This is a genomic window from Brevundimonas sp. FG128, from assembly GCF_057809775.1.
Genome location: NZ_JBMDKP010000002.1, coordinates 1 through 17,571, shown reverse-complemented (window position 1 = coordinate 17,571; position 17,571 = coordinate 1). Strand labels below are relative to the sequence as shown.

Annotated in this window: 18 protein-coding genes; 1 reads left to right on the top strand and 17 read right to left on the bottom strand. The window is 65.1% G+C overall.

Going from position 1 to position 17,571, the window contains the following annotated elements; genetic code table 11:
• Positions 1–3 precede the first annotated feature (3 nt).
• From nuoN to ACODSC_RS04405, 17 genes are all read right to left on the bottom strand, one after another.
• Positions 4–1,446: an NADH-quinone oxidoreductase subunit NuoN gene (gene nuoN, locus ACODSC_RS04485; RefSeq protein ID WP_488812191.1), complete on the bottom strand. Its 1,443-nt coding sequence runs from the start codon at positions 1,444–1,446 to the stop codon at positions 4–6.
• A gap of 7 nt (positions 1,447–1,453) precedes the next feature.
• Positions 1,454–2,938, bottom strand: a complete 1,485-nt coding sequence (locus ACODSC_RS04480) for an NADH-quinone oxidoreductase subunit M (protein WP_488812189.1) — start codon at positions 2,936–2,938, stop codon at positions 1,454–1,456.
• 4 nt (positions 2,939–2,942) lie between these two features.
• The gene (nuoL, locus tag ACODSC_RS04475; RefSeq protein ID WP_488812187.1) at positions 2,943–5,060 is read right to left on the bottom strand and encodes an NADH-quinone oxidoreductase subunit L; all 2,118 of its coding nucleotides are present in this window, start codon (positions 5,058–5,060) and stop codon (positions 2,943–2,945) included.
• A gap of 2 nt (positions 5,061–5,062) precedes the next feature.
• On the bottom strand, positions 5,063–5,368 hold the full coding sequence (gene nuoK, locus ACODSC_RS04470) for an NADH-quinone oxidoreductase subunit NuoK (RefSeq protein WP_039247409.1): 306 nt from the start codon (positions 5,366–5,368) through the stop codon (positions 5,063–5,065).
• Positions 5,368–5,994 (bottom strand): NADH-quinone oxidoreductase subunit J, encoded by a 627-nt coding sequence (locus ACODSC_RS04465; RefSeq protein WP_426016670.1) that lies wholly within the window; start codon positions 5,992–5,994, stop codon positions 5,368–5,370. Before ACODSC_RS04465 ends, nuoK begins: the two co-directional genes overlap by 1 nt.
• 172 nt (positions 5,995–6,166) lie before the next feature.
• Positions 6,167–6,658 carry an NADH-quinone oxidoreductase subunit NuoI gene (nuoI, locus tag ACODSC_RS04460; protein ID WP_159851118.1) on the bottom strand — a complete coding sequence of 164 codons (492 nt, stop codon included), beginning with the start codon at positions 6,656–6,658 and terminating at the stop codon, positions 6,167–6,169.
• A complete protein-coding gene (locus tag ACODSC_RS04455) occupies positions 6,658–6,834 on the bottom strand; it encodes a hypothetical protein (protein ID WP_488812184.1) in 177 nt (58 codons plus the stop codon). The genes nuoI and ACODSC_RS04455 overlap by 1 nt, the downstream gene beginning before the upstream one ends.
• A complete protein-coding gene (gene nuoH / locus ACODSC_RS04450; RefSeq protein WP_488812182.1) occupies positions 6,834–7,907 on the bottom strand; it encodes an NADH-quinone oxidoreductase subunit NuoH in 1,074 nt (357 codons plus the stop codon). The genes ACODSC_RS04455 and nuoH overlap by 1 nt, the downstream gene beginning before the upstream one ends.
• A gap of 3 nt (positions 7,908–7,910) precedes the next feature.
• Positions 7,911–9,956, bottom strand: a complete 2,046-nt coding sequence (gene nuoG, locus ACODSC_RS04445) for an NADH-quinone oxidoreductase subunit NuoG (protein ID WP_488812180.1) — start codon at positions 9,954–9,956, stop codon at positions 7,911–7,913.
• Positions 9,956–10,447 (bottom strand): hypothetical protein, encoded by a 492-nt coding sequence (locus ACODSC_RS04440; RefSeq protein ID WP_488812178.1) that lies wholly within the window; start codon positions 10,445–10,447, stop codon positions 9,956–9,958. The genes nuoG and ACODSC_RS04440 overlap by 1 nt, the downstream gene beginning before the upstream one ends.
• A gap of 2 nt (positions 10,448–10,449) precedes the next feature.
• Positions 10,450–11,763 carry an NADH-quinone oxidoreductase subunit NuoF gene (gene nuoF / locus ACODSC_RS04435; RefSeq protein WP_488812176.1) on the bottom strand — a complete coding sequence of 438 codons (1,314 nt, stop codon included), beginning with the start codon at positions 11,761–11,763 and terminating at the stop codon, positions 10,450–10,452.
• Between the two features lie 5 nt (positions 11,764–11,768).
• A complete protein-coding gene (locus ACODSC_RS04430) occupies positions 11,769–12,032 on the bottom strand; it encodes a hypothetical protein (protein ID WP_488812174.1) in 264 nt (87 codons plus the stop codon).
• On the bottom strand, positions 12,032–12,709 hold the full coding sequence (gene nuoE, locus ACODSC_RS04425; protein WP_488812172.1) for an NADH-quinone oxidoreductase subunit NuoE: 678 nt from the start codon (positions 12,707–12,709) through the stop codon (positions 12,032–12,034). Before nuoE ends, ACODSC_RS04430 begins: the two co-directional genes overlap by 1 nt.
• Positions 12,706–13,884 carry an NADH-quinone oxidoreductase subunit D gene (locus ACODSC_RS04420; RefSeq protein WP_488813439.1) on the bottom strand — a complete coding sequence of 393 codons (1,179 nt, stop codon included), beginning with the start codon at positions 13,882–13,884 and terminating at the stop codon, positions 12,706–12,708. Before ACODSC_RS04420 ends, nuoE begins: the two co-directional genes overlap by 4 nt.
• Positions 13,885–13,967: 83 nt before the next feature.
• Positions 13,968–14,612 (bottom strand): NADH-quinone oxidoreductase subunit C, encoded by a 645-nt coding sequence (locus tag ACODSC_RS04415; RefSeq protein WP_488812170.1) that lies wholly within the window; start codon positions 14,610–14,612, stop codon positions 13,968–13,970.
• Positions 14,609–15,238 carry a NuoB/complex I 20 kDa subunit family protein gene (locus ACODSC_RS04410; RefSeq protein WP_159851101.1) on the bottom strand — a complete coding sequence of 210 codons (630 nt, stop codon included), beginning with the start codon at positions 15,236–15,238 and terminating at the stop codon, positions 14,609–14,611. The genes ACODSC_RS04415 and ACODSC_RS04410 overlap by 4 nt, the downstream gene beginning before the upstream one ends.
• Positions 15,208–15,585 (bottom strand): NADH-quinone oxidoreductase subunit A, encoded by a 378-nt coding sequence (locus tag ACODSC_RS04405; protein ID WP_488812167.1) that lies wholly within the window; start codon positions 15,583–15,585, stop codon positions 15,208–15,210. Before ACODSC_RS04405 ends, ACODSC_RS04410 begins: the two co-directional genes overlap by 31 nt.
• A gap of 205 nt (positions 15,586–15,790) precedes the next feature.
• Between ACODSC_RS04405 and ACODSC_RS04400 the strand changes: the two genes are divergently transcribed.
• Positions 15,791–17,422 carry an AbgT family transporter gene (locus tag ACODSC_RS04400; protein WP_488812165.1) on the top strand — a complete coding sequence of 544 codons (1,632 nt, stop codon included), beginning with the start codon at positions 15,791–15,793 and terminating at the stop codon, positions 17,420–17,422.
• Positions 17,423–17,571 lie beyond the last annotated feature (149 nt).

Here is a 17,571-nt window from a genome sequence, read left to right as displayed (position 1 = left end):
GCCCTACCCGTTCCCGAAGCCGGCGCTCGCAACCTTGGTCAGCGGCTCCAGCCAGGTCAGACCGACGATCACCAGCGGGAAGGCGAAGGCCGCGCAGGCCCAGCCGATCCACTTGGCCTCGACCGGCGCCGTGTCGGTGGCGATATCGTCCACCGGGGCATCGAACCACATCAGCTTGAGGATGCGCAGATAGTAGAAGGCGGCGACGACCGAGGCGACCAGACCGGCGGCCGCTACGGGCCACAAGCCTGCGTCTGCCGCAGCGCCGAACACATAGTACTTGCCCCAGAAACCCGAGAAAGGCGGCATGCCCAAGACCGAAAGCGACAGCACCGTCAGGGCCACCGCCGTCAGCGGACGATCCTTCTTCAGGCCCGCCAGGTCGGCGATACGACGGATCGGACGGCCCGACTTGGACAGGCTGAGCAGGATGGCGAAGAAGCCCAACTGGTCGATGACATAGAGCGTCATGAACATCAGCATGGCCTGCAGGCCCTCGGCGGTGCCGGCCGCGATGCCCAGCAGCGCATAGCCGATGTTGGCGATCGACGAATAGGCCAGCAGACGCTGGATGTCCTTCTGCGCCAGACCGCCGAAGGCGCCGACGACGAAGCTGATCAGGGAAATGGCGATCAGGACCTGGGACCACTGGGCGTGGGCGTCGCCGAAACCGTGTTCCAGCGTGCGGGCGATCAGGACCATGGCGGCGACCTTGGGGGCCGTGGCGAACAGGGCCACGACCGGCGTCGGCGCGCCCTCATAGACGTCGGGCGTCCACATATGGAACGGGGCGGCTGAAACCTTGAACGCCAGACCGCAGATCAGGAAGACCAGGCCGAACACAAGGCCCGGGCCGGGATTGTCCGAGGCGAAGGCGGCGATGTCGTCGAACCGCATCGACCCGGCGAAACCGTAGATCAGGCTGGCGCCATACAGCAGCAGGCCCGAAGACAGCGCGCCAAGGACGAAATACTTCAGGCCCGCTTCCGACGCCTTGACGTCGTTACGGTGGAAGGCGGCGAGCACATACAGGGCCAGCGAATGCAGCTCGATCCCGACATACATGGAAATCAGGTCGCCCGAGGACGCCATCATCCCCATGCCGGCCGAGGCCAGCACGATCAGGACCGGATATTCGAACTTGGCGATGCGGGTGCGCTTCATCCAGCCGTCGCCCAGCACGACCGCAACGGCGGCCGACAGATAGATCAGGCTCTTGGCGTAGATGGCCAACGGATCGGCGACGTATGCGCCGTTGAAGGCGACGCCCCAGGGGCCGACGATCGAGATGACGGCGGCGGCGATCAGCAGCAGGACCGAAAGGATCGACACCAGGCGGGCGCTCTTGTCGCCGATGAAGGCGCCGACCATCAGCAGGACCAGGGCGCCGACCGCGAGGGTGACTTCCGAGGCGGCGAGATGCAGGGCGGAGGACAAATCAGGCATTATGGTCTCACCCGCCGATCGCGGCGCGATAGGCGCTGGTCAGGGCCTCGACGGCAGGCCCGGTGTAATCGAGGACGGCGGCCGGATGGACCCCCAGCCAGATGGTGCCGATGATCAGGGGCACGAACAGCAGCAGTTCGCGCTTGTCGATGTCGGTGATGGTCTCAAGCTTCGGATTGGTGATCTCGCCGAACATGACCGCCCGATACAGGGTCAGGGCGTAGACCGCCGAGAAGATCACGCCCGAGGCCGCGACCAGCGCCGCCCAGGTCGAGGCCTGATAGGCGCCCGTCATGGTCAGCACTTCACCGACGAAGCCGGAGGTGCCCGGCAGGCCGACGTTGGCCATGGTGAACATCAGGAAGATGGCCGCATACCAGGGCATGCGCGACGTCAGGCCGCCGTAGAAGGCGATCTCGCGAGTGTGCATCCGGTCGTAGACCACGCCGACGCACAGGAACAGCGCGCCCGAGATCAGACCGTGGCTGATCATCTGGAAGATGGCGCCCTGCATGCCGACGTCATTGCCCGAGAAGATGCCCAGCGTGACGAAGCCCATGTGGGCGACGGACGAATAGGCGATCAGCTTCTTGATGTCCGTCTGACGCCAGGCGACCAGCGACGTATAGACAATGGCGATCACCGACAGGGTGAAGACCAGCGGGCGGAACATTTCCGACGCCTGCGGGAACATCGGCACGTTGAACAGGATGAAGCCGTATCCGCCCAGCTTCAGCAGGATGCCAGCCAGGATGACCGAACCGGCCGTCGGCGCCTGGACGTGGGCGTCAGGCAGCCAGGTGTGGACCGGCCACATCGGCATCTTGACCGCGAACGAGGCGAAGAAGGCCAGCCACAGCAGCGGCTGAACCGCAGGGTCGAAGGCGTATTGCTTCAGCTCGGGGATGCTGGTGGTGCCGGCCTCGTGCGCCATCCACAGCATGGCCAGCAGCATCAGGACGGACCCCAGCAGGGTGTAGAGGAAGAACTTGTAGGCCGCGTAGATCCGGTTGGCGCCGCCCCAGATGCCGATGATCAGGAACATCGGCACCAGCGTGCCTTCGAAGAAGATGTAGAACAGGAACAGGTCCAGCGACGTGAACACGCCGATGACCAGCGTCTCCAGCACCAGGAAGGCGATCATATATTCGACGACGCGCGTCTCGATCGACTTCCAGCTGGCCAGGATGCAGATCGGCATCAGGAAGGCCGTCAGCAGAACGAACAGGACCGAAATCCCGTCGACGCCCAGGTGATAGCTGGCGCCCGCGAACCAGGGGACCATCTCCACGAACTGATAGCCGGTGTTCGCCGGATCGAAGCCGGCGACCAGCACGACCGAAACGGCCAGGACGACCAGGGTCGTGACCAGGGCGATCCAACGCGCGGCCGGCGCGGCGGCGTCGGCCGACTTGAAGGTCAGCCGGGCGACGAAGATCGCCAGGGCCCCGATCAGAGGCAGGAATGTAACGAGGCTCAGGATGTAGGGCACGAGATCAGGCTCCCCACGCGAGGATGGCGAAGGTGAGCAGACCGGCCACCCCGAGCAGCATCACGAAGGCATAGTGATAGACATAGCCGGACTGGATCTTGGCCAGTCGAGCGGCGGATTTCAGCGACACCCAGGCGGCGCCGTTCGGGCCAAGACCGTCGATGATCTTCACGTCGACGATCTTCCAGAAGACGTCGCCGATGGCCTTGAAGCCGCGCACGAAGACGAAGTCGTACAGCTCGTCAAAATACCACTTGTTGTACAGGAAGTTGTACACGAACCCTCCCCGCTCGGCCATCCGACGGCCCATGCCTTCGCGAGCGACGTAGATCCAGTAGGCGAAGGCCGTGCCGATCAGCGTCAGGATCAGCGGCGACCATTTCACCCAGGTCGGGACGTCGTGGCTCTCGTGCAGGACGTGGTTGTGCTCGCCGGTGAAGATCGCGCCGCGCCAGAACTCGTGCTCGTGATGGCCGATGAAGTGCGGCGCGAAGACGAAGCCCGCAGCGACCGCGCCGACCGACAGCAGGATCAGCGGAACCAGCATCACCCACGGGCTCTCGTGCGGCTTCAGCGGGCCATGATGGCCGTGGTCGTCGTGAGCGTGATCGTCATGCGCGCCGTGCGTGACGGCGTGGCCGTGATCGTCCGCGTCGGGCAGCGGCTCGGAGTGCGTCTCCAGTTGCGCGTCCGTGGCGTGATCGTCGGCGTGATGCGCGCCCTCTTCCTTCCACACCGGTTTGTTGTGGAAGGTCATGAACACCAGACGCCACGAATAGTAGGCCGTCAGGCCGGCGGCGATGATGCCGACGAAGAAGGCGAACAGACCGATGGCCGAGTGACCCGAGGCCGCCGAGGCATAGGCGCTCTCGATGATGGAGTCCTTGGAATAGAAGCCGGCGAAGCCGCCGACGCCGGGGATGCCAAGGCCGGTGATGGCGATGGTGCCGATGGTCATCACCGCATAGGTGACCGGCAGCAGCTTCCACAGTCCGCCCATCTTCCGCATGTCCTGCTCGTGATGCATGCCGTGGATCACCGAACCGGCGCCCAGGAACAGCAGGGCCTTGAAGAAGGCGTGCGTGAACAGGTGGAACATGGCGGCCTGATAGGCGCCGACGCCCGCCGCGAAGAACATGTAGCCCAGCTGCGAACAGGTCGAATAGGCGATGACCCGCTTGATGTCGTTCTGGGTCAGGCCGACCGTGGCGGCGAACAGGGCCGTGATCGCGCCGATGATGGCGATGATCTGCGACGCGCCCGGCGCATACTCATAGATCGGCGACAGCAGGCAGACCATGTAGACGCCGGCGGTCACCATGGTGGCGGCGTGGATCAGGGCCGACACGGGCGTCGGGCCTTCCATCGCGTCCGGCAGCCAGGTGTGCAGGAAGAACTGGGCCGACTTGCCCATGGCGCCGATGAACAGCAGGAAGCCGGCCAGATCCAGGGCGGACCATTGGACGCCCAGGAACTCCCACGTCGTGTTCGCCTTGGTGGCGATCATCGGGAACAGTTCGGCGAACTCGATCGTGCCGTACATCCAGAAGATCGTCATGATTCCCAGCACGAAGCCGAAGTCGCCGACGCGGTTGACGACGAAAGCCTTGATGGCGGCGGCGCTGGCCGTCGGCTTCTTGAACCAGAAACCGATCAGCAGATAGGACGCCAGGCCCACGCCTTCCCAGCCGAAGAAGATCTGCATGAAGTCGGCGGCCGTCACCAGCGCCAGCATCATGAAGGTGAACAGCGACAGATAGGCGAAGAAGCGCGGCCGGCTGTCGTCCTCGGCCATATAGCCCCAGGAATACAGGTGGACCAGCGACGAGACGCTGGTGACCACGATCAGCATGGTCGCCGACAGGGCGTCGATGCGGATCGACCAGGCCGACTGGAAGTCGCCCACATTGATGAAGGGCGCCAGGCGAATGGTGAAGGGCTCCATATGGCCCCAGGTCCATTGCCCGAACACCGTCCAGGCGACGGCGCACGAGAAGAACAGCAGGCCGGTCGTGATGGCCTGCGACGGGATGTTGCCAAGCCGGCGACCGAAGAAGCCGACAATGGCCGCACCCAGCAGCGGGGCGAATATCCCGAGAATGACGAGGGTATGGAAAGTCACGCTCAGCCCTTCATCACGGAGGCGTCGTCCACGGCGATGTCGCCGCGGTTACGGAAGAAGGTCACCAGGATCGCCAGGCCGACGGCCGCCTCGGCGGCGGCGACGGTCAGGACGAACATCGCCATGATCTGCCCGCTGATCTCGTTCAGATAGGCCGAGAAGGCGACGAAGTTGATGTTCACCGCCAGCAGGATCAGCTCGATCGACATCAGGATGATGATGACGTTCTTGCGGTTCACGAAGATGCCGAACACCCCGATGGTGAACAGGATCGCGGCGACCGTCAGATAGTGGGTCAGACCGATCATCACAGAAGCTCCTCGGCGCTGACGCCCTCGCCCGTGGCGGCGGGCTTGATCTCGACCGACTTGCGGCGGTCGCGGTTCACCTGATCGCCGGGGTTCTGGCGTTTGATATGCGGCTTGTGGCGCAGCGTCAGGGTGATGGCGCCGATCATCGCGATCAACAGCACGATCCCCGCCGCCTGGAAGAAGTAGACGTAGTCCGTATAGAGGACCCGGCCGATGGCCTCGACATTGGTCACGCTGGCGTCCGGCGCACCCGGCGCTGGCAGGCCCGCCGCCGCGCCGCCCTGGACCACGGCGACCGAGACGATGATCATTTCCACCAGCAGCACGGCGGCGATGATCGCCCCCAGCGGCAGATAGCGCGCGTAACCTTCGCGCAGCTTCAGGAAGTCCACGTCCAGCATCATGACGACGAACAGGAACAGCACCGCGACCGCGCCGACATAGACGACGACCAGCAGCATCGCCAGGAACTCGGCGCCCAGCAGGACGAACAGACCGGCCGAGGAGAAGAAGGCCAGGATCAACCACAGCACGCTGTGCACGGGGTTGCGCGCGGTCACGACCAGAAGGCCGGAAACCGTGGCGACCGCCGCCAGCAGATAGAAGGCTATGCCTTGCAGCATGTCGGGACGAAGCCCCTTTCGTATCGGCCGCGACCCCGTTTCAGGAATCGCCGACCCGTTTGCGTGAGCTGCCTAGTTCAAGACCTCTTCCTCTTGAAGAGGTCTTGAACGGCAACTTGAGTGGAGCGTGATCTTATCCGAAAAACCGGTAGCCACTTTTCGGGATCACGCTCTAGCGGTAAGGCGCGTCGAGTTCCAGATTCTTGGCGATCTGCCGTTCCCAGCGGTCGCCGTTATCGAGCAGGCGTTGCTTGTCGTAGAGCAGCTCCTCGCGCGTCTCGACGGCGAATTCGGAGTTGGGCCCCTCCACGATGGCGTCCACCGGACAGGCCTCCTGGCACAAACCGCAATAGATGCATTTGACCATGTCGATGTCGTAGCGCGTCGTGCGGCGGCTTCCGTCGGCGCGCGGTTCGGCCTCGATGGTGATGGCCTGGGCCGGGCAGATGGCCTCGCACAGTTTGCAGGCGATGCAGCGTTCCTCGCCGTTCGCATAGCGGCGCAGCACGTGTTCGCCCCGGAAGCGAGGCGACTGCGGGTTCCGCTCGAACGGATAGTTCACGGTCATCTTGGGCCGCGCCATATATTTCAGCGACAGACCGATGGCGCCGATGACGTCCAGCATCATCGCGCCCTTGGTCGCCTGGACGATACGGGTGAACATCAGGGCTTATCCTTGGGAGCGGGCGTCGTCTTTGGGGCGGGCTGGCTGGCGCGCCAGTCCTGTTCGATGCGGTCCTGGCGGCGCTGCCACTGATAGCTCGACTCGGGCATGCGCGTATCGGGCGCGCAGGCGGCGGTCACGGCCAGCAGGCCGAAGGCGATGACGAAACCCTTCATCACGACCCCACCACGAACACGCGCCAGGCCGAGACGATCACGACCGCCACCAGCGAGGTCGGCAGGAAGATCTTCCAGCCCAGGCGCATCAGTTGGTCATAACGATAGCGCGGCACGAAGGCCTTCACCATCGAGATGCAGATGAACCAGAAGACCGTCTTGGCCATGAAGGTCAGCAGATAGATCGTATAGGCGATCCAGGCGGGCAGCGCGTCCATCCATTCGACCGGAACACCCGGGTTCCAGCCGCCGAAGAACAGCAGGCTGATCATCGCCGACATGAAGACGATGTTGACGTACTCGCCCATCATGAACAGCAGGTATGGGGTCGAGCTGTATTCGACCTGATAACCGGCGACCAGTTCGGACTCGGCCTCGGGCAGGTCGAATGGCGGACGGTTGGTCTCGGCCAAGGCCGAGATGAAGAAGATGATCGACATCGGGAACAGGATCACGACCAGCGGCCAGGTGTCGGCGCCGCCGCCGAAGCCGTACCAGTTCCAGAACATGCCCTTCTGGCTGTCGACGATGTCCGACAGGTTCATCGTGCCGGCCAGCAGGATCACATTGATGATGATCAGGCCCAGCGAGACTTCATACGAAACCATCTGCGCGGCCGAACGCAGCGACCCCAGGAACGGATACTTCGAGTTCGAAGCCCAGCCGCCCATGATGATGCCGTACACGCCCAGCGACGACACCGCGAAGATGTACAGGATGCCGACGTTCAGGTCCGACACGACCCAGCCGGGGGCGAACGGAATGACCGCCCAGGCCATGAAGGCCAGGATCACGGTGATGATCGGGGCGATGATGAAGACCGCCTTGTCCGCACCGGCCGGGATCACGACCTCCTTCAGCACGAATTTGATCATGTCCGCAAAGGACTGAAGCAGGCCGAAGGGACCGACGACGTTCGGACCCTTGCGCATCTGCACGCCAGCCCAGACCTTGCGGTCCGCCAGCAGCAGGAAGGCGACGGCGATCAGCACGCCGACGGTGATCAGCAGGACCTGACCCAGCGTGATCAGCGTCCAGCCCAGAGGCGTGGCCCAGAAGGAAACGGGGTCCATGGCTTACTCCGCCGCCATTGCGACCGGCGCGATCCGCAGGGCGGACAGCTCGGCCATCGTCGCGCTGGCGCGCGCTATCGGATTGGAAAGATAGGGGTCGGTGATCGCCGAGGCGAACACCCGGTCGCCCAGGTCGCCCTTGGCGCCCAGCTTGGCCACGTCGAACGCCGCCGGCGCGGGCAGATAGTCGATCCGGCCGAAGGTCGGATGATCGCCCATCAGCTTGGCGCGGAGCTGCTCCAGCGTGTCGTAAGGCAGGGTCTGATCGACGCGGGCGGACAGGGCGCGGATGATGGCCCAGTCTTCCTTGGCCTCGCCCTTGGGGAAGACGACGCGTTCGGCCATCTGCACCCGGCCCTCGGTATTCACATACAGGCCGGCCTTCTCGGTATAGGCCGCGCCCGGCAGGATCACGTCCGCGCCGTGCGCCCCACGGTCGCCGTGGCTGCCCAGATAGACGCGGAAGGCGTTCGAACCGGTCGGATCGACCTCGTCGGCGCCCAGCAGGAACAGCACGTCCAGCGCATCCGGCTTCAGCATTTCGGCGACCGTCAGGCCGCCGTCTGCCGGGACGAAGCCCATGTCCAGACCGGCGACGCGCGATGCGGCGTGGTGCAGGACGTTGAAGCCGTTCCAGCTCTCGGTCACGACGCCGACCTTCTTGGCCAGGGCGCCCAGGGCGTTCAGGACGGCGGAACCGCCCTCCCCGTTCAGCGCGCCGGATCCGACGATGATCGCCGGACGCTCGGCCTTGGTCAGGAAGTCCATCGCCGACTTGGGCAGCTTGCCCAGGGTCTGCGAACCGGCGCCCAGATAGGCGTAGTCGAAGGTCAGATCGGCCTGTTCGCCGATCAGGCCGATCTCGACGTCGCCCTTGATCCAGCTCTTGCGCAAACGAGCGTTCAGCAGCGGCGCCTCGATGCGCGGGTTCACACCCACGATCAGTATGGCGTCAGCCTTTTCAATGCCTTCCAGGCCGGTGTTGAACAGCCAGCCCTCGCGCGGGCCATAGCCCAGGGCGGCGCCGTCCTGGCGGCAGTCGGTGTTGTTCGAGCCCAGAGCGCGGAACAGGTCAAACGTCGCCTTCATCGACTCGGCGTCCTGCAGGTCGCCGGCGATCACGCCGATCCGGTCGGCAGGGGCGGCCTTCAGCTTGGCGGCCACGGCGTCCAGCGCCTCGTTCCACGAGGCGGCGCGCAGCTTGCCGTTCCCACGGATCCACGGGCGGTCCAGACGACGCGCGGTCAGGCCGTCCACGACATAACGGCTCTTGTCCGACAGCCACTCCTCGTTGATGCCCTCGTTGACGCGCGGCAGCACGCGCATCACTTCGGAGCCGCGGAAGTCGGCGCGGATGTTCGAGCCCAGGGCGTCCATGACGTCGATGGTCTCGGTCTTCTTCAGTTCCCACGGACGATAGTGGTACTGCCATGGACGGTGCGTCAGGGCGCCGACGGGGCACAGGTCGTTGACGTTGCCTGACAGTTCCGAGGCGACCGACTTCTCCAGATAGGTCGTGATCTCGGCGTCCTCGCCGCGCGAGATCATGCCGATGTCCGGGACGCCGGCGACTTCGGTGATGAAGCGGACGCAACGCGTGCACTGGATGCAGCGCGTCATGAAGGTCTTGATGGTCGGACCCATGACCTTTTCTTCGACCGCGCGCTTGTTCTCGGCATAACGAGACCCGTCGCGGCCATAGCCCATGGCCTGGTCCTGCAGGTCGCACTCGCCGCCCTGGTCGCAGATCGGGCAATCCAGCGGGTGGTTGATGAGCAGGAACTCCATCACCCCTTCGCGCGCCTTCTTGACCATCGGCGTGTCGGTGAAGATTTCCTGGCCTTCGGCGGCCGGCAGGGCGCACGACGCCTGCGGCTTCGGCGGTCCGGGCTTCACCTCGACCAGGCACATGCGGCAGTTGCCGGCGATGGACAGGCGTTCGTGGTAGCAGAAGCGCGGAATCTCCTGCCCCGCGCGCTCGGCGACCTGGAGCACGGTCATGCCGGGCTCGAACTCGGTTTCGACGCCGTTGACCTTGGCGACTGGCATCAGCGGGCCTCTTCTTCAGCGGGAACGGCCAGTTCGGCCTGTTCCGTGGTCCCATCCGGGAGCGTCTGTGTGATGGTGATCGTATCGCCGTCCATGACGTAACGGATCACCGGGTCGCCCGACTGGTTCATCCAGCGAACGAGCGTTGCATCGGGCAGATCGAGCGGCTTCCACACGATCATATCGTTTTCGACACGGCAGTCGGCCCGCATCCGCCCGCCGTCGACCGGCGCGCGCCACGAGGCGTGGACCACACCGTTCTCGACACCGTCAACGGCGACCGCCGACGGCTCTTGGCCGTGAACCTGGGCCAGACCGGCCTGGCACACGCGGCGCAGTTCGCCGACGGTCAGAACCTTGGGCGCCGTCTGCACGGCGTCCGAAGCCTTGACCTCGGCCGAGACCTTTTCCGCAGGCGTGGGCGCAGCGTCGCGTTCGCCGCAAGCGGCGAGAGCGAAGGCTCCGATCACGATGGCGGGCGAAAGGCGCATTCCTACTCCGCAGCGATCGCATGGCCGGCGAAGTTCGCGCGGCGGCTGCGGTAGTTGGCGATGCGGTCTTCGATCTCGTGACGGAAGTGACGGATCAGGCCCTGAACCGGCCAGGCGGCGGCGTCGCCCAGGGCGCAGATGGTGTGGCCCTCGACCTGGCTGGCGACGTCCAGCAGAAGGTCGATCTCCGACGGATCGGCCTCGCCCACCGCCATCCGCTCCAGCACGCGCCACATCCAGCCGGTGCCTTCGCGGCACGGCGTGCACTGGCCGCAGCTCTCGTGCTTGAAGAAGTAGCTGATCCGGGCGATCGCTTTCACGATGTCGGTCGACTCGTCCATGACGGTCACGCCGGCCGTGCCCAGCGACGAGCGAACCTCGCGCATGGAATCGAAGTCCATCAGGACCGTCTCGGCCTGTTCGCGCGTGATTACCGGGCAGGATGCGCCGCCGGGGATGATGGCTTTCAGATTACCCCAGCCGCCGCGAACACCGCCGCCGTGATCCTCGATCAGCTGACGCAGCGGGATCGACATGGCCTCTTCGACCACGCAGGGCGTGTTCACATGGCCGGACAGGGACATCAGCTTGGTGCCGGTGTTGTTGGGACGGCCGAAGCTGGCGAACCAGTCGGCGCCGCGACGCAGGATGGTGCCGACGACGGCGATAGACTCGACGTTGTTCACCGTGGTCGGGCAGCCGTACAGGCCCGCTCCGGCCGGGAACGGCGGCTTCAGGCGCGGCTGGCCCTTCTTGCCTTCCAGCGATTCCAGCAGGGCCGTCTCTTCCCCGCAGATATAGGCGCCGGCGCCGTGGTGGATATAGACGTCGAAGTCCCAGCCGTGGACGTTGTCCTTGCCGATCAGCTTGCCTTCGTAGGCCTGCTTGACGGCGGCTTCCATCCGCTCGCGCTCCAGCACGTATTCGCCGCGCAGATAGATGTAGCAGGCATGGGCCTGCATCGCGAAGCTGGCGATCAGCGCGCCTTCGATCAGCAGGTGCGGATCATGACGCATGATCTCGCGGTCCTTGCAGGTCGCGGGCTCGGATTCGTCGGCGTTGATGACCAGGTAGTGAGGGCGATCCTTCACCTCCTTGGGCATGAACGACCACTTCAGGCCCGTCGAGAAGCCCGCGCCGCCACGGCCGCGCAGACCCGAGGCCTTGACGTTGTTGATGATCCAGTCGCGGCCAAGGTCCAGCATGTCCTTGGTGGCGTTCCAAGCGCCGCGGTTCTTCGCCCCGTCCAGCGTCCAGTCCTGGAAGCCGTACAGGTTGGTGAAGATGCGATCCTTGTCTTCGAGAATGCCGACCATGGCCCTCAGAGTCCTTCCGCCAGACGGCGCTTGTGGTGGCGAGTGCGCATCCAGATGGCCGCGATGACCATCGCCCAGCCGGCCGCCAGCATGAAGTAGGAGAGATTGACCGCCCACGGCCCGACCGCGCCCTGACGCGAGATCAGGATCAGAACGGCCGCGCCGACGACCATCGACAGCCCGCCGGCCCGCAATGGACGTCCGACGCCGCGCAGTTCCTTGCGATAGGCCGCACGGCCCTCGTCGGTGTTCAGATCAGGCGGCGCCATCAGGCCGGCGCCTTCTCGACCGGCGCCGGGTCGCTGTTCGGCAGCTTCTTGATCGGCTTGGCCGCCGAGCCGTCGTACAGCTTCGGATCCAGCAGGGTCAGCGCCCCGCCAGCCGGCTCGGACGTCGTGCGTCCGACATACGATCCCGGCTTCGGCGTCTTGCCGGCGGCGAAATCGTCGATGATCTGGCCGATCGTCTCGGGTGTCAGGTCTTCGAAATAATAGTCGTTGATCTGGGCCATCGGCGCGTTCGAACAGGCGCCCAGGCATTCGACTTCCTGCCAGGTGAAGCGGCCGTCGGCGGACAGATGATCCTTGGGACCGATCTTCTCCTTGCAGACGCGCATCAGCTCATTGGCGCCGCGCAGCATGCACGGCGTGGTGCCGCACACCTGGATCAGCGCGGTCTTGCCGACCGGCTCCAGCATGAACATGGTGTAGAAGGTCGCGACCTCCAGCACCCGGATGAAGGGCATGCCCAGCAGTTCGCCGACGGCGCGGATGGCGGGTTCGGAGACCCAGCCTTCCTGCTTCTGCACCAGCCACAGGACCGGGATCACCGCCGACTGGCGACGGCTTTGCGGGTATTTCCTGATCCACCATTCGGCCTTGGCCTTGGTGTCCTTCGAAAAGGCGAAGGAGGCAGGCTGTTCCTTTGCGAGACGACGAACGCTCATCGGTCCACTTCTCCGAAAACGATGTCGAGCGAGCCGAGGATGGCGGACACGTCGGCCAGCTGGTGACCGCGGTTCATCCAGTCCATCGCCTGCAGCGAGCGGAAGCCCGGCGCCGATATCTTCACGCGATAGGGTTTGTTGGTGCCGTCCGACACCAGATAGATGCCGAACTCGCCCTTGGGCGCTTCGACCGAGGCGTAGACCTCGCCCTCGGGCGTCTTGAAGCCCTCGGTGTACAGCTTGAAGTGATGGATCAGGGATTCCATCGAGCGCTTCATCTCGCCACGGCGCGGCGGAACGATCTTGTTGTCCTCGATCATCACCGGCTCGCCGGGGCAGTTGCGCAGCTTGTGGATGCACTGTTCCATGATCCGCACCGACTGCTTCATCTCTTCGATGCGCACCAGATAGCGGTCCCAGCAGTCGCCGTTCTTGCCGACGACGACGTCGAACTCCAGCTCGGCATAGCATTCGTAGGGCTGCGACTTGCGCAGGTCCCAGGCGATGTTCGAGCCACGCAGCATCACGCCGGTGAAGCCCCACTCCAGGGCCTGCGACTTGGACACCACGCCGATGTCGACGTTGCGTTGCTTGAAGATGCGGTTCTCGGTGACCAGGCTTTCGATGTCCTTCATTGCCGGCGGGAACTCGTGGCACCAGCGGCCGATGTCATCGATCAGGTCCATCGGCAGGTCCTGGTGGACGCCGCCCGGACGGAAGTAGTTGGCGTGCAGACGGGCGCCGCAGGCGCGCTCGTAGAACACCATCAGCTTCTCGCGTTCCTCGAAGCCCCAGAGCGGCGGCGTCAGGGCGCCGACGTCCATGGCCTGGGTCGTCACGTTCAGCATGTGCGACAGGATGCGGCCGATTTCCGAATACAGGACGCGGATCAGCTGCGCCCGGTAAGGCACCTCGATGCCCAGCAGCTTCTCGATGGCCAGGCAGAAGGCATGCTCCTGGTTCATCGGCGCGACGTAGTCGAGACGATCCAGATACGGCACGTTCTGCAGATAGGTGCGCGCCTCCATCAGCTTCTCGGTGCCGCGGTGCAGCAGGCCGATGTGCGGATCAACGCGTTCGACGATCTCGCCGTCCAGCTCCAGCACCAGGCGCAGCACGCCGTGCGCCGCTGGGTGTTGCGGGCCGAAGTTGATGGTGAACTTGCGGTCTTCCATGTCGCGCGCGTGGGCGGTGCGCGTGTCGAGGTCGTCCTCGAACACATCGACGCCCAGCGGCAGGGTGGGGTTTCCGTCAGCCATTACGCTTGGCCTCCCGCCTTCTCGTCGCCCGGCAGGACCGGCGCGGGGTATTCGGCGCCTTCCCAAGGCGACAGGAAGTCGAACGAGCGGAACTCTTGCGTCAGCTTGACCGGTTCATAGACCACGCGGCGCTGTTCCTCGTCGTAGCGGACCTCGACATAGCCCGTCATCGGGAAGTCCTTGCGGAGCGGATGCCCCTCGAAGCCATAGTCCGTCAGCAGGCGACGCAGGTCCGGGTGGCCCGAGAACAGCATGCCGTACATATCGTAGGCTTCACGCTCGAACCAGTTTGCGGCCGGATAGGCCGAGATGACCGAAGGCACCGGCTGGGTCTCGTCGGTCGACACCTTGACGCGCAGGCGCGCGTTCCGGGTCATCGACAGCAGGTGATAGACGACCTCGAACCGCTCCTTGCGATCCGGGTAGTCCACGCCGCAGAGGTCCAGCAGCTGCTGGAAGCCGAACTGGTCGCGCAGCGCCGTCAGAACCTCGATGATCCGCTCGCGCGGCGCGACCAGCGTCAGCTCGCCGAATGCGATCTGCGCCTCGACACCCCAACCTTCACCGGCAAGGGCGCCGACCATCTCCGCGCCCAGCGGCGTCAGGGCGGTTTCCTGTTGGGCCTGAACAGCCAACGAACTCATCGGTCGATCGTCCCCGTGCGACGGATCTTCTTCTGCAGTTGCAGCAGGCCGTAAAGCAGCGCCTCCGCCGTCGGCGGACAGCCGGGCACATAGACGTCCACCGGCACGACGCGGTCGCAACCGCGCACGACGCTGTAACTATAGTGGTAGTAGCCGCCGCCGTTGGCGCAGCTGCCCATCGACACGACGTAACGCGGGTCGGGCATCTGGTCGTAGACCTTGCGGATGGCCGGGGCCATCTTGTTGGTCAGGGTGCCGGCGACGATCATCAGGTCCGACTGACGCGGACTGGCGCGGGGCGCCATGCCGAAGCGCTCGACGTCGAAGCGCGGCATCGACATCTGGATCATCTCGACGGCGCAGCAGGCCAGCCCGAAGGTCATCCACATCAGCGAGCCGGTGCGCGCCCAGTTGATGACGTCGTCGGCGGCGGCGACCAGATAGCCCCGCTCGCCGAGCTCCATGTTCACGGCCTCGAAGAACTTGTCGTGGACCTTGGGATCATAGCCCTCGACGGTCGAACGCGCGGCGGCGCCGGCCGGAACCAGCGGCGCGCCGGATGCCGTAACCAGGGTCGTCGGCGTGGAAGTGGCGACTACTCCCATTCCAGGGCTCCCTTCTTCCATTCGTATATGAAGCCGATGGTCAGCACGCCCAGGAAGACCATCATCGACCAGAAGGCGAAGATCATGCCGCCGTGCGACAGGTCGAACATCGACACCGCCCACGGGAACAGGAAGGCCACTTCCAGGTCGAAGATGATGAACAGGATCGACACCAGATAGAAGCGGATGTCGAACTTCATGCGCGCGTCGTCGAAGGCGTTGAAGCCGCACTCATAGGCCGACAGCTTTTCAGAGTCGGGATTCTTCGGCGCCAGCAACAGCGGCAGCACGATGAAAAGGATGCCGATCAGGGCGGCCACGCCGGCGAAGATGACGACCGGCAGATACTCGAGCAGGAATGCGTTCATTCGAAGAACCTCGTCCGCCGGGGAGAGGCGGGATTCGGCGCTTCTTAGACCCAAGAACGTCGCCGTTCAAACCCCTGCGGCCATTGGCTTTTCATTGAGAACGGATCGCAACTTTGCGGGCCATATGTCGCAGGCCCCGCGCTTGCGCGGCTTGCGCCGACAAAGCCCTATGGCGACGCCGATCCCGTAACCGAAAGTCATCCGAATGAGTGCAGCCAGCCGCGTCCTGAACGCCGTCGAGCGGATCGGGAATCGCCTGCCCGATCCGGTCTTTCTGTTCCTGTGGCTGATCGGCGGATTGGTTGTGCTGAGCATGGTCGGCGCGGGCCTGGGATGGTCCGCCGTCAATCCGGTGACCGGCGATCGGCTGGTGGCCGAAAGCCTGCTGTCGTCGGAGAACCTGGGACAGCTGATCATCGGCATGCCGCGAACCCTGGCGGACTTCCCGCCGCTGGGGATCGTCATCACCATCATATACGGCGCATCCGTCGCCGAGCGGACAGGCCTGTTCTCAACCGCGATCCGCGGCGCCCTTCTGAATGCGCCGCGCGCCATACTGACGCCGGTCGTCGTGATCACCGGCATGGTCTCCCACCACGCGTCGGACGCCTCCTATGTGGTCGTCATTCCTCTTGCGGCCGTGATCTTCGCGGCGGCGGGCCGCAATCCGTTGGCGGGACTGGCGGCCGGCTTCGCCGCCGTCTCGGGCGGATACGCCGGCAATCTGTTTCCCGGCGCCAGCGACGCCCTGATCCTGGGGATCACCGAGCCGGCGGCGCACCTGATCGACCCGTCCTATTCGGTGAACATCGCCGGCAACTGGTTCTTCATCGTCGGGGTGGTGTTCGTCTTCACCCCCATCGTCTGGTTCCTGACCGACCGGGTGATCGAGCCGCGCCTGGGGGTGTGGAAGCCCGCCGAGGGCGTCGCTCCGCCGGCCGCCTCCGAAAAAGAGCCGCTGACCGCCGCCGAGACGCGCGGGCTGAAGTGCGCCGGCCTGGCGCTGCTGGGCATGATCGCGTTGTGGGCCTTGATCACCGTCCTGCCGGCCTCACCCTTCGTCGACCCGGAAGCGGACCCGGAGCAGAGGTTCAATCCGCTGTACCGCTCGCTGGCCGCCTTCTTCGCCATCGTCTTCTTCGTGACGGGCTGGGCCTTCGGCGCCGGTTCCGGCTCCATCCAGTCGCACCGCGACCTGGTGCGGATGATGCGCGACGGCATCGCCCAGCTGGCGCCCTATATCGTGCTGGCCTTCTTCGCCGCCCACTTCGTGGCCATGTTCAACTGGTCCGGCCTGGGGCCGATCCTGGCCGTCAACGCCGCTGCGGGACTGAAGACCCTGGCCCTGCCCGCTCCGCTGCTGCTGATCTGCGTCGTCTTCGTCTCGTGCTTCTTCGATCTGTTCATCGGCTCGGCCTCGGCCAAATGGTCGGCCTTGGCGCCCATCGTCGTGCCCATGTTCATGCTGCTGGGCATCTCGCCCGAGATGACGACCGCCGCCTATCGGATGGGGGATTCGGTCACCAACATCGCCACGCCCCTGATGAGCTATTTCCCGCTGATCCTGACCTTCGCCCAGCGCTGGGATCCGCGATTCGGCCTGGGATCGTTGATGGCGACCATGCTGCCCTATGCCGGCGCCTTCCTGGTCGCAGGTCTGGCCATGGTGGCGGCCTGGGTCGCCTTCGACCTGCCGTTGGGGCCAGGGGTCGGCGTCCACTATGAGCCGCCCGCCCCCGCCGTGGCCGCTCAGGAGCCCACAAGCGGCGGCCTAGCGGGCCCGCACAGCCCGCCTCAGCCGGCCGCGATCGCCCCGTCCACAGCCCCGTCGCGTTGAGGCTCGCGTTTCTCCGAAAAGGTCGCTTGACGCGATGTGTCAGCCCGCCTAAACGACGCCCCTCGCCGGGGCGCACAGCCGCTTCGGCCGGGAAACGCGGGTGTAGCTCAGTTGGTTAGAGTGCCGGCCTGTCACGCCGGAGGTCGCGG

Excerpts from the sequence above, each read along its gene's own strand:
- ACODSC_RS04420 (WP_488813439.1), bottom strand. The coding sequence starts at position 13,884 with ATGGAAGACCGCAAGTTCACCATCAACTTCGGCCCGCAACACCCAGCG.
- ACODSC_RS04405 (WP_488812167.1), bottom strand. The coding sequence starts at position 15,585 with ATGAACGCATTCCTGCTCGAGTATCTGCCGGTCGTCATCTTCGCCGGC.
- ACODSC_RS04430 (WP_488812174.1), bottom strand. The coding sequence starts at position 12,032 with ATGGCGCCGCCTGATCTGAACACCGACGAGGGCCGTGCGGCCTATCGC.
- ACODSC_RS04415 (WP_488812170.1), bottom strand. The coding sequence starts at position 14,612 with ATGAGTTCGTTGGCTGTTCAGGCCCAACAGGAAACCGCCCTGACGCCG.
- nuoH (WP_488812182.1), bottom strand. The coding sequence starts at position 7,907 with ATGGACCCCGTTTCCTTCTGGGCCACGCCTCTGGGCTGGACGCTGATC.
- ACODSC_RS04410 (WP_159851101.1), bottom strand. The coding sequence starts at position 15,238 with ATGGAAGAAGGGAGCCCTGGAATGGGAGTAGTCGCCACTTCCACGCCG.
- ACODSC_RS04465 (WP_426016670.1), bottom strand. The coding sequence starts at position 5,994 with ATGCTGCAAGGCATAGCCTTCTATCTGCTGGCGGCGGTCGCCACGGTT.
- nuoN (WP_488812191.1), bottom strand. The coding sequence starts at position 1,446 with ATGCCTGATTTGTCCTCCGCCCTGCATCTCGCCGCCTCGGAAGTCACC.
- nuoE (WP_488812172.1), bottom strand. The coding sequence starts at position 12,709 with ATGAGCGTTCGTCGTCTCGCAAAGGAACAGCCTGCCTCCTTCGCCTTT.
- ACODSC_RS04400 (WP_488812165.1), top strand. The coding sequence starts at position 15,791 with ATGAGTGCAGCCAGCCGCGTCCTGAACGCCGTCGAGCGGATCGGGAAT.
- ACODSC_RS04455 (WP_488812184.1), bottom strand. The coding sequence starts at position 6,834 with ATGAAGGGTTTCGTCATCGCCTTCGGCCTGCTGGCCGTGACCGCCGCC.
- nuoK (WP_039247409.1), bottom strand. The coding sequence starts at position 5,368 with ATGATCGGTCTGACCCACTATCTGACGGTCGCCGCGATCCTGTTCACC.
- ACODSC_RS04440 (WP_488812178.1), bottom strand. The coding sequence starts at position 10,447 with ATGCGCCTTTCGCCCGCCATCGTGATCGGAGCCTTCGCTCTCGCCGCT.
- nuoG (WP_488812180.1), bottom strand. The coding sequence starts at position 9,956 with ATGCCAGTCGCCAAGGTCAACGGCGTCGAAACCGAGTTCGAGCCCGGC.
- nuoI (WP_159851118.1), bottom strand. The coding sequence starts at position 6,658 with ATGTTCACCCGTATCGTCCAGGCGACCAAGGGCGCGATGATGCTGGAC.
- nuoF (WP_488812176.1), bottom strand. The coding sequence starts at position 11,763 with ATGGTCGGCATTCTCGAAGACAAGGATCGCATCTTCACCAACCTGTAC.